Annotated in this window: 11 protein-coding genes; 7 read left to right on the plus strand and 4 right to left on the minus strand. The window is 70.4% G+C overall.

Going from position 1 to position 12,729, the window contains the following annotated elements; all coding sequences use genetic code 11:
• Positions 1-92: 92 nt before the first annotated feature.
• Entirely contained in the window at positions 93-803 is a 711-nt protein-coding gene (locus tag AC07OY_RS10125) for a GntR family transcriptional regulator (RefSeq protein WP_495042438.1), read from the minus strand.
• Positions 804-942: 139 nt separating this feature from the next.
• On the opposite strand from AC07OY_RS10125, the gene AC07OY_RS10130 reads away from it, so the two are divergent.
• The 5 genes from AC07OY_RS10130 to AC07OY_RS10150 all read left to right on the plus strand — a co-directional run bounded on the left by AC07OY_RS10130 (position 943) and on the right by AC07OY_RS10150 (position 7,698).
• Complete coding sequence (locus AC07OY_RS10130) at positions 943-1,836, plus strand: dihydrodipicolinate synthase family protein (RefSeq protein WP_495042439.1); 894 nt, start codon at positions 943-945, stop codon at positions 1,834-1,836.
• Positions 1,837-1,838: 2 nt separating this feature from the next.
• Positions 1,839-3,272: an aldehyde dehydrogenase family protein gene (locus AC07OY_RS10135; protein WP_495042440.1), complete on the plus strand. Its 1,434-nt coding sequence runs from the start codon at positions 1,839-1,841 to the stop codon at positions 3,270-3,272.
• 71 nt (positions 3,273-3,343) lie between these two features.
• Positions 3,344-4,642 (plus strand): NAD(P)/FAD-dependent oxidoreductase, encoded by a 1,299-nt coding sequence (locus AC07OY_RS10140; protein WP_495042441.1) that lies wholly within the window; start codon positions 3,344-3,346, stop codon positions 4,640-4,642.
• A 68-nt stretch (positions 4,643-4,710) separates the two neighbouring features.
• On the plus strand, positions 4,711-5,295 hold the full coding sequence (locus AC07OY_RS10145; protein WP_495042442.1) for a methylamine utilization protein: 585 nt from the start codon (positions 4,711-4,713) through the stop codon (positions 5,293-5,295).
• A 9-nt stretch (positions 5,296-5,304) separates the two neighbouring features.
• Positions 5,305-7,698 carry a putative bifunctional diguanylate cyclase/phosphodiesterase gene (locus AC07OY_RS10150; RefSeq protein ID WP_495042443.1) on the plus strand — a complete coding sequence of 798 codons (2,394 nt, stop codon included), beginning with the start codon at positions 5,305-5,307 and terminating at the stop codon, positions 7,696-7,698.
• Here the strand turns inward: AC07OY_RS10150 and AC07OY_RS10155 are convergent.
• From AC07OY_RS10155 to thiL, 3 genes are read right to left on the minus strand one after another with little or no spacing between them, the layout of a single operon-like run.
• Positions 7,695-8,192, minus strand: coding sequence for a CinA family protein (locus AC07OY_RS10155; protein WP_495042444.1), 498 nt, complete (start codon positions 8,190-8,192; stop codon positions 7,695-7,697). The two genes, AC07OY_RS10150 and AC07OY_RS10155, sit on opposite strands and share 4 nt — an antisense overlap.
• A 4-nt stretch (positions 8,193-8,196) precedes the next feature.
• Positions 8,197-8,724 (minus strand): phosphatidylglycerophosphatase A family protein, encoded by a 528-nt coding sequence (locus AC07OY_RS10160; RefSeq protein WP_495042445.1) that lies wholly within the window; start codon positions 8,722-8,724, stop codon positions 8,197-8,199.
• A complete protein-coding gene (thiL, locus tag AC07OY_RS10165; RefSeq protein WP_495042446.1) occupies positions 8,721-9,656 on the minus strand; it encodes a thiamine-phosphate kinase in 936 nt (311 codons plus the stop codon). The genes AC07OY_RS10160 and thiL overlap by 4 nt, the downstream gene beginning before the upstream one ends.
• Positions 9,657-9,748: 92 nt before the next feature.
• On the opposite strand from thiL, the gene AC07OY_RS10170 reads away from it, so the two are divergent.
• A complete protein-coding gene (locus tag AC07OY_RS10170; RefSeq protein WP_495042447.1) occupies positions 9,749-12,046 on the plus strand; it encodes an NADP-dependent malic enzyme in 2,298 nt (765 codons plus the stop codon).
• Positions 12,047-12,294: 248 nt separating this feature from the next.
• Entirely contained in the window at positions 12,295-12,717 is a 423-nt protein-coding gene (locus AC07OY_RS10175; protein ID WP_495042448.1) for a guanyl-specific ribonuclease, read from the plus strand.
• Positions 12,718-12,729: the final 12 nt, after the last annotated feature.

Consider the following 12,729-nt stretch of genomic DNA (forward strand, 5'->3'; position numbering starts at 1 on the left):
CGCGGGGACGACGATGCTTGCGGCATCGAGCCGCAAGCACATCGCCAGGCGGGCCGGCTTGGGGCGGCCCGGCGCTCGGCCCGAAGAGACTTTCAGGCGCTCCGGCTGCGCCGCTTGGGCGCTGCGACCTGCGCTTCCTGCGCCTGCATATAGGCCGAGAAGCGCTCGCAGGCGCCCAGGATGTGCTGGCGCGTCAACCGCGCCGCTGCCTTGGCGTCGCCCGCCACGCAGGCCTCGAGCAGGGCCTGGTGCTCGGCGCGCGCCTGGGCCCGGCCGTCGGTCAGCTGCAGCTGGTCGACAAGGTAGCGCTCGGTGCGATCCAGCGCCGCCACGGCGGCCTGCAGGTGGTGGGGCATGCCGGCCTGGGCATACAGCGCGCAGTGGAAGTCGCGGTTCAGCTCGCCCCAGCGCACCGGGTCGGTCTCCTTCGAGAACGCCTGGCAGCGTTTCTTGGCTTCGGCCAATGCGGCGCCGTCCAGGCGCGGCACGGCGTTCAAGATCAGCTCGCCTTCCAGCAGGGCGCGGAAGCGGCACAGCTCCTCGACCTCGGCGCGGCTGTGCCCCGCCACCGTGTAGCCGTGATAGCGCTTGATCTGCACCAGGCCGTGCTGCTCCAGGCGGTTCAGCGCCTCGCGCACGGGGATGCGGCTGGTGTGCAGCTGGCGCGCCAGCTCCTCCTGGCGCAGCGGCTCGCCATCCTTGAACTGGCCCGTGATGATGGCGCGATGCAGGGCCTCGTAGACCTGGTCGCCCGCCGAAGGGCCGGGCGTGGTGCGGGCGAGCGTGAGGGGCGTGTCGGGCATGGCGTGGCGCAGGCAAAGAGGCCATCATTTTGAACCAGCGGCCCGGGCCGCTCTCCAGATTGGATCCAAAATCTTGCAGATTGGATCCAATATGCAATATGCTGCGCGCCAGTTTCAACCGAACCGGAGTACCCACACCATGTGGCAAGGCGTCTTTCCCGCAGTCACCACCAAGTTCAACGCAGACGGCAGCCTGGACGCCGCCGAGATGCAGCGCTGCTTCGCGCTGCAGATGGCGGCCGGCTGCGACGGCCTGATCGCCTGCGGCTCGCTGGGCGAAGGCCCCATGCTCAGCCATGACGAGCGCCTGCAGGTCTTCCGCCTGGCCAAGGAAGTCGCCGGCAGCAAGCCGGCCCTGCTGACCGTGGCCGAAGCCGGCACGCGCGAGGCCTGCGCCCTGGCCGAGAAGGCCGCCCGCGCCGGCGCCGACGGCCTGATGGTGGTGCCCAGCACCATCTATCACACCGATGCGCGCGAGACCGCCATCAACCTGCGCGCCATCGCCGCGGCGGCCGACCTGCCGGTGATGATCTATTCCAACCGCATCGCCTACCGCGTCGACGTGACGACCGACCTGCTGGAGGAATTGGCCGACGACCGCCGCTTCGTCGCGGTCAAGGAGAGCAGCGACGACATCCGCCGCGCCACCGAGATCCTGACGCGCCTGGGCGACCGCTACGCCGTCTTCACCGGCGTCGACAACCTCGCCTTCGAGGCCCTGTGCGCCGGCGTGCAGGGTTGGGTGGCAGGCCTGGTCGTCGCCTTCCCGGCCGAGACCGTGGCCATCTACCGCCTCGTCAAGGCCGGCCGCCTGGCTGAGGCATTGAGCATCTACCGCTGGTTCCGCCCGCTGCTGGACCTCGACGTGTCGTCCTATCTGGTGCAGAACATCAAGCTCGCCGAGGCCTTGGCCATCCAGTCCAACGAGCGCGTGCGCGCGCCCCGCCAGCCGCTGGCCGGCGAGCGCCGCGCCCAGGTCGAGGCCGTCATCCACAAGGCGCTGGCGACACGTCCGACCCTGCCCGCCCTCTGAGCATGCAGTTCCGCAGCCTGATTGCCGGCCAGTGGTGGCCGGGCGGCACCGCCGTGCCCAACGAGAACCCTTCCGATGCGGCCGACCCGGTCGGCACCGCCTTCGAGACCGACGCCGCCGGCGTGCAGGCGGCCATCGCCGCGGCCGCCGAAGCCGCGCCGGCCTGGGGCCTCAGCGGCCCGCAGCAGCGCGCCGAGGTGCTGGACCGCATCGCCACCGAGATCCTGGCCCGCCGAGAGGAGCTGGGCCGGCTGCTGGCACGCGAGCTGGGCAAGACCCTGGCCGAGTCCATCGCCGAGGTCGGCCGCGCCGGCCAGATCTTCAGGTTCTTTGCCGGCGAGGCCCTGCGCCAGGCCGGGCAGCTGCTGGACTCGGTGCGGCCCGGTGTGCGCGTCGAGGTCACGCGGGAGCCGCTCGGTGTCGTGGGCCTGATCACGCCCTTCAACTTCCCGCTCGCCATTCCGGCCTGGAAGGTCGCGCCGGCGCTGGCTTGCGGCAACGCCGTGGTGCTCAAGCCCGCCGAGCGCACGCCGGCCAGCGCCTGGGCCCTGGCCGACATCATCCAGCGCTCGGGCCTGCCGGCGGGCGTGTTCAACCTGGTGCTGGCGCGTGGCGCGGTGGCGGGCCCGCTGCTGGTGGACAGCACGCAGGTGGCGGCCATCAGCTTCACCGGCTCCCAGGCCGTGGGCCGGCGCCTGGCGGCCGATTGCGGGATGCGCCTGAAAAAGCTGCAGCTCGAGATGGGCGGCAAGAACCCGCTGCTGGTGCTGGACGACGCCGACCTCGACCAGGCGGTGCACTGTGCCTTGCAGGGCGCCTTCTATTCGACCGGGCAGCGCTGCACGGCGTCGAGCCGGATCATCGTCACCGCCGGCATCGCGGCGCGCTTTCGCGAGGCCCTCGTCGCCGCGACGCGCGCCTTGCGCGTCGGCCACGCGCTGGAGGCGCAAACCCAGATCGGCCCTTGCGCCGACGCGGCCCAGCGCGAGAACGTCGAACGCGAGATCGAGGCCGCGCTGGCCGAGGGCGCCGAGGTGCTGTGCGGCGGCGAGCGCCCGGTGCGGCCGACCGCTGGCCATTTCCTGGCCCCGGCCCTCGTGATGCCCGCACGGCCCGGCACGCGGCTGGACCGCGTCGAGGCCTTCGGCCCGCTGGCCAGCCTGACGGTCGTGGCCGACTTCGAGGCCGGCCTGGCCCTGGCCAACGACACGGAGTTCGGCCTCGCCGCCGGTGTCTGCACGCAGTCGCTGAAACACGCCGAGGCCTTCCGCCGCCGCGCCCAGGCCGGACTGGTGATGGTCAACCTGCCCACGGCCGGCGTGGACTATCACGTACCCTTCGGCGGCCGCAAGGCCAGCAGCCTGGGCTCCCGCGAACAGGGCAGCCTGGCGGCCGAGTTCTACACGACGGTCAAGACGGGCTATCTGCAGGCATGAGTCCCGCACGGCCGCCCGAAGGGGCTCAGCTCCCGCTTGGCGGGACAGCGCGAAGCGCGAAGGGTGATCCATTGCTGGAATCGGACTGGGAGCAGCTGCCGCCGCTGGAGGCGGGCAGCATGCGCGCGGTGCAGACGCTGGTCATCGGCGGCGGCATCGTCGGCCTGGCCTGCGCGCTGCGCCTGCAGGCGGCCGGCCAGCAGGTGCTGCTGATCGAGCGCGAGCGGCTGGCCGCCGGCGCCAGCCGCGGCAATGCCGGCGCCCTGGCCTTCTCGGACGTGCTGCCGCTGGCTTCGCCCGGCATCCTGCGCCAGGCGCCCCGCTGGCTGCTCGACCCGCTCGGCCCGCTGAGCCTGCGTGCCCGCTACGCGCCGGCCATGCTGCCCTGGCTGTGGCAGTTCTGGCGGGCCAGCCGGCCTGCGCGCGTGGCCGCCAGCACCCAGGCCCAGGCCGACCTGCTGGCGCAGTCGGCCGCCGAGTGGCCGGCCCTGCTGCGCCTGGCCGGCGCCGAGGACCAGCTGCGCGACGGCGGCAACTTGCATCTCTACGACTCCGAGGCGCAGTGGCGGGCCGCGCAAGCCGGCTGGGCACAGCGGGCCGCCCACGGCATCGCCTTCCAGAACCTGCAGGGCAGCGACGCCCTCGCCGCACTGCAGCCCGGCCTGGACCCGGCGCTGCGGCATGCGGTCTTCGTGCCCCATTGGCAGACCGTCGACGACCCGCTGCGCCTGTGCCGCAGCCTGGCCCAGGCCTTTCTCGCGCGTGGCGGCCGGCTGGCGCGCGCCGATGCCCAGGCTCTGATGCCCGAGGCCCGCGGCCTGCTGCTGCAACTGGGCAAGGGTTCGCCGCTGCTGGCCCAGCGCGTGCTGCTGTGCGCCGGCCCCTGGTCGCACCGCCTGGCCGCCGGCCTGGGCGAGCGTTTCCCGCTCGAGACCGAGCGCGGCTACAACACCACGCTGCCGCCCGGCGCCTTCCCGCTGCGGCGCCAGCTGACCTTCCCGGGCCATGGCTTCGTCGTCACGCCGATTGCCGGCGGCGTGCGCGTCGGCGGGGCCGTGGAGTTCGCCGGCCTGGAGGCTGCACCCAACTACGCCCGTGCCGACGCCATGCTGGCCAAGGCGCGGCGCCTGCTGCCCGGCCTGCGCACCGAAGGCGGCGCGCAGTGGATGGGCTGCCGCCCTTCGCTGCCCGACTCTCTGCCCGTCATCGGCCCCTCGCCGGCCGACGAGCGGCTGTTCTACGCCTTCGGCCACGGGCATCTGGGCCTGACCCAGGCGGCCGCCACGGCCAAGCTGGCCACGGCCTGGGCCAGCCGGGGCGATTTGCCACCGCGGGCCTTCGCCCCCGAACGCTTCCTTCCCAAGCCGTAAACCCGGGGCTGTTCTGGCTGCCCGCCGTGCGTGATTGGGCTATCGTCGGGGTCGGAGATTCACGCGTCATGCCCCTTCGCCCGCTCGCCCTGCTGTCGCTCGCCCTGGCCCCGCTGCTTGCGCATGCCGTGCCCGTGACCGTGCAGTTGCGCGGACCGAACGGCCAGCCGCTGGCCGGCGCGGCGGTGGCCGTCGAGGTCAAGGGGCGTACCGGCAAGACCAGCACGGCCAAGGCCGAGATGGGCCAGCGCGAGCGCCAGTTCACGCCCCAGCTCCTCGTCGTGCAGACGGGCACGGCGGTCAATTTCCCGAACTTCGACACCGTGAGGCATCACGTCTATTCGTTCTCGCCCATCAAGGTCATCGACATCAAGCTCTATTCGGGCACGCCGGCCGAGCCCATCGTCTTCGACAAGCCCGGCGTCGCGACGCTGGGCTGCAACATCCATGACCGCATGAGCGCCCACATCGTCGTCGTCGACACGCCGACCTTCGGCCGCACCGACGACAAGGGCCAGGTGGCCTTTGACCTGCCGGCGGGCGAACATGTCGTCAAGGCTTGGCACGGCGGCCAGAAGTCGCCCAATCTGCAGAGCGCCAAGCTCGACGTGGCCAGCGGTGGCGGCAGCAGCATGCTGACGCTGGCGGAGTAAACCCCTGCGATGCGCTGGCCAGCCTGGCTGAATCTGCGCCGCCTCGAGGGCCGCATCGTCGCCCTCTTCCTGGCGCTGCTGCTGGTGGTGCAGCTCGTCAGCTTCGGCGCCATCCACGCCAGCATCACCCACAACGCCGAGGCCTCCCTGGCCGCCGAGCTGCAGACCGGCGAGCGCGTGCTGCGCCGCCTGCTCGAGCAGCGCGCCGGCAAGCTGCACGATGCAGCCGAGCTGCTGGCCAAGGACTACGGCTTTCGCAGCACCGTCGGCCTGTCGCTGGCCGAGGCCGGCACGGTGGACACCATCAAGGACGCCCTCGTCAACCAGGGTGAGCGTGTCGGCGCCTCGGTGGTCGCCTTCTTCGACGACCACCAGCAGCTCGTCGCCGCGACGCGCGACGGCTCGGCCGCCTTCGGCTCGGCGCTGGGCCAGCTCATCAAGAGCAATGACGGCGCCGCCCTGGTGGTGAAGGGCAACGATGTCTTCCAGGTCGTCGCCGTCCAGGTGCGCACGCCGGCGCCGGTGGGCTGGGTGCTGATGGCCTTCGCGCTGGACCGCGAGGTGCTGGACGACCTCAAGGCCCTGTCCGAACTGCAAAGCGTCGTGCTGCTGCAGAGCCCGGCACAGCCCTGGCTCCCCGTCGTCGGCAATCTCGACGAGAGCGCGGCCGCCGCGCTGCGCGCCGGCCTGGGCAAGGCCGCGCCGCAGGGCGGCATCCTGGAGCTGGCCGGTGAACGCATGGGCACCCGCTTCGTCGCGCTGATCGGCGGCGAACAGCCGCTGGGCGTGCTGCTGCTGCGTTCGCTGGACGGCGCGCTGGCGCCCTATCAGCAGCTGCAGCTCATCCTGCTGGGCCTGACCGTGCTCGGCGTCGCCGTCTTCGCCATGGTGAGCGTGCTGCTGGCGCGTGGCATCAGCAATCCCATCACGGCCCTGTCGGCCTCGGCGCGCCGGCTGGAACGCGGCGACTACGACACGCCCGTGCCGTCGACCTCGCGCCTGGAGGAGGTGCGCAAGCTGGCCCTGGCGCTGGAGAGCATGCGCGAGGGCATCCGCCGCCGCGACGCCCTGGTCAACAACCTGGCCTATGTCGACCAGCTGACCCTGCTGCCCAACCGGGCCCGCTTCGCCGAGTTCCTGCAGCACCACCTCGACCACAGCGACACGCCGGGCGCCGTGCTGATGCTGGACCTGGATCGCTTCAAGCATGTCAACGACGTGCTGGGCCACGATGTCGGCGACCGCCTGCTGCAGAGCGTGGCCGAGCGGCTGCAGGCCCTGTGCGCGCCGGCCCATTCAGTGCTGGCACGCCTGTCCGGCGACGAGTTCGCCGTGCTGCTGGCGCACACCGACGCGCATGCGGCCAGCGAGGCGGCGCTCGCCATCCTGAAGGACTTCGAGCATCCGCTGCAGATCGACAACGAGACCATCGACCTGGGCGCCGGCATCGGCATCGCCCTCTTCCCCGAGCATGGCCAGGACGTCAACCTGCTGCTGGGCCGTGCCGAGCTGGCCATGTATGCGGCCAAGACGCGGCAATGCGGCAGCCTGATCTACCACGCCCAGCTGGACGCCGGCAGCCAGGAATCGCTGTCGCTGCTGACCGAGCTGCGCCATGCCGTCGAGGCCAACGAGCTGCGCCTCTTCCTGCAGCCCAAGATCGACCTGCAGCGCGGCCGCGTGGTCGGCGCCGAGGCCCTGGTGCGCTGGCAGCACCCGACGCGCGGCCTGGTGCCGCCGATGCAGTTCATTCCGTTCGCCGAGCAGACCGGCTTCATCCGCATGCTCAGCGCCTGGGTGCTGTCCGGCACGGCCAGGTTCGCCCGCGAGGCCGCGGACGCGGGGCTGACGCTGCGGCTGTCGGTCAACCTGTCCACGCGCGACCTGATGGACCAGGAGCTGCCTGCCAAGATCGAGGCCATGCTGACGCCGCTGCAGGTGCCGCCCACGGCCCTGTGCCTGGAGATCACCGAGAGCGCCATCATGGACGACCCCGAACGGGCCCTGTCCACGCTGGAGCATCTGCATGCCATGGGCTTCAAGCTGTCCATCGACGACTTCGGCACCGGCTACTCGTCGCTGGCCTATCTGAAGCGCCTGCCGGTGGACGAATTGAAGATCGACAAGAGCTTCGTCATGGCCATGGAGCGCGACTTGGACGACGCGCGCATCGTGCGCTCGACCATCGAGCTGGCCCACAACCTCGACCTGAGCGTCGTCGCCGAGGGGCTGGAGACGGTGAAGGCCTGGGCCATGCTGGCCAAGCTGGGCTGCGACGAGGGCCAGGGCTACTACATCTGCAAGCCCATGCCGCAGGAGCAGTTCATCGCCTGGGCCAAGAGCTGGCAGCCGCCCGACACCTCGGCGGTCACCACCGAGAGTGTCATAGCCAAGCTCGGTTAGTTGTCCCTGTCTTCCAGCGCTTCACACAGGGCCGTCAGCCCTGCCGTCACCGTCTGCAGGCGCACCGCCTGACGGTCACCCACGAAGTTCTCGCGCCAGACCAGAGCGGGCCGGCCCGAATGCACCAGGGCCAGCCAGACCGTGCCGACCGGCTTGGCCTCGCTGCCGCCCGTGGGCCCGGCGACGCCGGTGACGGCCAGGGCCCAGTCGATGGGGGCATGGGCCAGCAGGCCGCGCGCCATGTGCTCGGCCACCTCGGCGCTGACGGCGCCATGCAGCGCAATCAACCCCTTGGGCACGCCCAGCAGTTCGGCCTTGGCCTCGTTGCTGTAGCTGACGACACCGCGCTCGAACCAGGCGCTGGAGCCGGCCAGACTGGTGCAGGCCGCCGCGATGAGGCCGCCGGTGCAGCTCTCGGCCGTGCCGATGCGTTCGCGGCGCTGGATCAGCGCGACGGCGATACGGTCGATCAGTTCGAGGTCATCGGCAAACATGGCATCACCCTGCGAAGTAGCGGTAGAGCGCGATGACGGCGAGCGTACAGCCGGCCGCGACGAAATCGTCGAACAGGATGCCCCAGCCCTGGGCCCAGGTGGGGGGAGCGCCGCGCTCGCCCTTGAAGAGGCGGTCCGCCCAGCCCACGGGGCCGGGCTTGGCCGCGTCGAAGAAGCGGAACAGGCCGAAGGCAATCAGCTGAGCCACGAGAGAACTGGGCGCGATCAACCACAGCACCAGCCAGAAGGCCAGCACCTCGTCCCAGACGATGGATCCCGGGTCGGGCGTGTTCATGTGCTGGGCGCAGCGCGTGCAGGCCCACCAGCCGACGACGGTGCCCAGGCCGATCAGCGCAGCCCAGCCATAGTCGGTCAGCCACGGCGAGATCAGCAGGAACACGCCCCAGGCCCACAGCGTGCCGAAGGTGCCGGGGGCCTGGGGCGCCAGGCCGCTGCCAAAGCCGAGCGCTATCCAACGGGCGGGATGGCGCAGCATGAAGCCCAGCGTCGGGCGGATCGGTGCGGCGCTCATGACTTGAAGTGATCGAAGGAGCGCAGGCCATGCTCGACGGCACTGCCGCGGGCATCGACCACACGCAGGCCTGCCTCGGCCTCGACTACGCCGATCCGTGTCAGCGCCACCCCCACATCAGGCAAGCGCGCACCGGCCGGCGCCGTGAAGACGAGCTCGTAGTCGTCGCCGCCGGCCAGCAGGCATTCCTGCTGCAGGGCTTGCGCTTGCGCGGCGAGCACCCTGCTGCGCGGCAACGCGTCGACGTCCAGCCGCGCGCCGACGCGCGAGGCCGCGAGGATGTGGCCGAGGTCGCCCAGCAGGCCGTCGGACACGTCGATGGCGGACGTGGCGATGCCGCGCAGCGCCTGGCCCAGCGCGAGGCGCGGCGTCGGCAGCTCCATCGCGCGGCGCACGCCGTCCAGGCCCGCCTCCAGCGCCACGGTGCCGCGAAACACCTCCAGCGCCAGGCGCGCATCGCCCAGCGTGCCGGACACCCAGATCTCGTCACCGACGCGGGCGCCGCCGCGCAGCAGGGCCTGGCCCGGCGGCGCTTCGCCGAAGACGGTGATGCAGATGTTGAGCGGCCCCTGCGTCGTGTCGCCGCCGATCAGCGGGACGCCGCTGGCATCGGCCAGGGCCCACAGGCCGCGTGCGAAGCCGGCCAGCCAGGCTTCGTCAACACGCGGCAAGGCCAGGGCCAATGTGAAGCCTCGCGGGGTCGCGCCGCAGGCGGCCAGGTCGCTGAGATTGACGGCCAGGGCCTTATGACCCAAGCGGGCCGGGTCGACGGTGGACAGGAAATGCCGGCCCTCGACCAGCATGTCGCTGGAGATGAGCCAGCGCGCACCCGGCGTCGGGATGAGGACGGCACAGTCATCGCCGACACCCACCTCGACACCCTCCCCCGCAGGGCGCTGGAAATAGCGCCGGATCAGATCGAATTCACCCATGCGTGCGATTGTCGCCATGTGGACATCCGCAGCGACCGCGCGCGAGCCAAGGTGGCATGATTCCAACCCCGTCGGCCCTTGTCTGCCTCGCCATGCCCAGCTCAGAAGAAAAACGCGCCCAACTCCGACAGGCCGCTCTCGAATATCACGAGTTCCCGACGCCGGGCAAGATCGCCATCGCGGCCACCAAGTCCCTGGTCAACCAGCGCGACCTGGCCCTGGCCTACTCGCCCGGCGTGGCAGCGGCCTGCGAAGAGATCGTGGCCGACCCGGCCAACGCCTTCCGCTACACCTCGCGCGGCAATCTCGTCGCCGTCGTCTCCAACGGCACGGCCGTGCTGGGCCTGGGGAATATCGGCCCGCTGGCGTCCAAGCCGGTCATGGAAGGCAAGGGCGTGCTGTTCAAGAAGTTCGCCGGCATTGACGTCTTCGACCTCGAGGTCGACCAGAACGACCTCGACAAGCTGGTGGACTGCATCGCGGCGCTGGAGCCGACCTTCGGCGGCATCAACCTCGAGGACATCAAGGCACCGGACTGCTTCTATGTCGAGCGCGAGTTGCGCAAGCGCATGAAGATCCCCGTCTTCCACGACGACCAGCACGGCACGGCCATCGTCGTCGGCGCGGCCTTCCTGAACGGCCTCAAGGTCGTCGGCAAGGATGTGAAGGACGTCAAGCTGGTCACCTCGGGCGCCGGCGCCGCCGCACTCGCCTGCCTGGGCCTGCTCGTCAAGCTCGGCCTGCCGCGCGAGAACATCTTCGTGACCGACCTGGCCGGCGTCGTCTACGAGGGCCGCACCGAGCTGATGGACCCGGACAAGGCCGAGTACGCGCAGAAGACCGAGGCGCGCTCGCTGCGCGAGGTCATCGCCGGCGCCGACGTCTTCCTGGGCCTGTCGGCCGGCGGCGTGCTGAAGTCCGACATGGTGGCCACGATGGCCGACAGGCCGCTGATCTTCGCCCTGGCCAACCCGACGCCCGAGATCCTGCCCGAGGAAGTGCAGGCCGTGCGCGGCGACGCCATCATGGCCACGGGCCGCACGGACTACCCCAACCAGGTCAACAACGTCCTGTGCTTCCCCTACATCTTCCGCGGTGCGCTGGACTCGGGGGCCACGACCATCAACATGGAGATGGAGATCGCCGCCGTCCACGCCATCGCTGACCTGGCCCAGGCCGAGCAGAGCGAGGTGGTGGCCGCGGCCTATGTGGGCGCGACGCTGAGCTTCGGCGCCGAATACCTGATACCCAAGCCCTTCGACCCGCGGCTGATGATGCGCATCGCGCCGGCCGTGGCCAAGGCCGCCATGGACTCGGGCGTCGCGGCCCGCCCCATCACCGACTGGGACGCCTACCGCGAGAAGCTGCAGAGCTTCGTCTATGCCTCGGGCAACACGATGAAGCCCATCTTCACCGCGGCCAAGCGGGCGCCCAACAAGCGCGTCGCCTATGCCGAGGGTGAGGAGGAGCGCATCCTGCGCGCCGCCCAGGTCGTCGTCGACGAGAACCTGGCGCGCCCGACGCTGATCGGCCGCCCCGAGGTCATCGCCGAACGCTGCGAGCGCTTCGGCCTGCGCCTGCAGCAGGGCCGCGACTATGACGTCGTCAACGTCGAGCACGACGACCGCTACCGCGACTACTGGCAGACCTATCTGCGCATGACCGAGCGCAAGGGCGTGACCCAGCAGCTCGCCAAGATCGAGATGCGCCGCCGCCTGACCCTCATCAGCGCCATGCTGCTGCACAAGGGCGAGGTCGACGGCATGCTGTGCGGCACCTGGGGCACCACCGCCACCCATCTGCAGTACATCGACCAGGTCATCGGCAAGCGCGCCGGCGTGAAGACCTATGCCTGCATGAACGGCCTGATCCTGCCGGGCCGCCAGGTCATGCTGGTCGACACCCACGTCAACTACGACCCGACCGCCGAACAACTGGCCGAGATCACCATCATGGCCGCCCAGGAGATGTGCCGCTTCGGCCTCACGCCGAAGGCCGCCCTGCTGTCGCACAGCAACTTCGGCACCAGCGACAAGCCGTCGGCCATCAAGATGCGCGACACCCTGGCCCTGATCCAGCAGCTCGCGCCCTGGCTGGAAGTCGACGGCGAGATGCACGGCGACACGGCGCTGGACGCGCCCTACCGCAAGCAGATCATGCCGCACAGCCCTTTGACGGGTGAAGCCAACCTGCTGGTGCTGCCCAACATCGACGCCGCCAACATCTCCTACAACCTGCTGAAGACGGCGGCCGGCGGCGGCATCGCCATCGGCCCCGTGCTGCTCGGTGCGGCCAAGCCGGTGCATGTGCTGACGCCCTCGGCCACCGTGCGCCGCATCGTCAACATGACGGCCCTGACCGTCGCCGACGCCAACGCCGCGCGCAGCTGAGTCAGGACCGAGGAGACTCCGAGTTCCATGGGAGAACGGCGCAAAAGCGCCCGGACTCCCCCAATTGACAGAAGTTTTCACGATCGAAAACTGCGTCATGGGACCGTCATGGAGCCTTGAGAAACAAGCACTTAGCGGCGTGTGAGCGCCGGCTCACATAACCCTATTCCAGACTTCCGCGCCGGTGGCCGGCTTGAGCTTTTGGGGTCGCTTCGGTACCATTATGGTTTTCGAAGCAGGGTTAACCCGTGTTTTTGCTCTCGTGGCTGGCGCGCTCCGGCGCCTCGGCGGTCACCACCGCCCTGCTGCTTTCCGGCCTCGCCGGAGGCGCGCAAGCCAAGGAAGCGCAACCCACCGCAACGCCCGCTCTGGCTGAAATCCAGCTGAGCGAGCTGCCCGTCCAGGCCCAGGAAACCCACCGGCTCGTTCTCGCCGGCGGCCCCTTTCCGCAAGCCAAGGACGGCGTGGTGTTCGGCAATCGTGAGCGCCTGCTTCCCCGCAAGGCTCGCGGCTTCTACCGCGAATACACGGTCAAGACTCCTGGCGCGCGAAACCGGGGCGCTCGTCGCCTCGTTTGCGGAGGCACCCCTCCCACCGCGCCGGAGGTCTGTTACTACACCGACGATCACTATGCCAGCTTCAAGCGCATCCGCGCTGCGGCGGCACGGTGAAAGTCGAGGATC

The sequence above is a fragment of the Roseateles sp. GW821-FHT09H10 genome, assembly GCF_059415865.1.

Excerpts from the sequence above, each read along its gene's own strand:
- AC07OY_RS10125 (WP_495042438.1), bottom strand. The coding sequence starts at position 803 with ATGCCCGACACGCCCCTCACGCTCGCCCGCACCACGCCCGGCCCTTCG.
- AC07OY_RS10130 (WP_495042439.1), top strand. The coding sequence starts at position 943 with ATGTGGCAAGGCGTCTTTCCCGCAGTCACCACCAAGTTCAACGCAGAC.
- AC07OY_RS10135 (WP_495042440.1), top strand. The coding sequence starts at position 1,839 with ATGCAGTTCCGCAGCCTGATTGCCGGCCAGTGGTGGCCGGGCGGCACC.
- AC07OY_RS10145 (WP_495042442.1), top strand. The coding sequence starts at position 4,711 with ATGCCCCTTCGCCCGCTCGCCCTGCTGTCGCTCGCCCTGGCCCCGCTG.
- AC07OY_RS10150 (WP_495042443.1), top strand. The coding sequence starts at position 5,305 with ATGCGCTGGCCAGCCTGGCTGAATCTGCGCCGCCTCGAGGGCCGCATC.
- AC07OY_RS10155 (WP_495042444.1), bottom strand. The coding sequence starts at position 8,192 with ATGTTTGCCGATGACCTCGAACTGATCGACCGTATCGCCGTCGCGCTG.
- AC07OY_RS10160 (WP_495042445.1), bottom strand. The coding sequence starts at position 8,724 with ATGAGCGCCGCACCGATCCGCCCGACGCTGGGCTTCATGCTGCGCCAT.
- thiL (WP_495042446.1), bottom strand. The coding sequence starts at position 9,656 with ATGGGTGAATTCGATCTGATCCGGCGCTATTTCCAGCGCCCTGCGGGG.
- AC07OY_RS10170 (WP_495042447.1), top strand. The coding sequence starts at position 9,749 with ATGCCCAGCTCAGAAGAAAAACGCGCCCAACTCCGACAGGCCGCTCTC.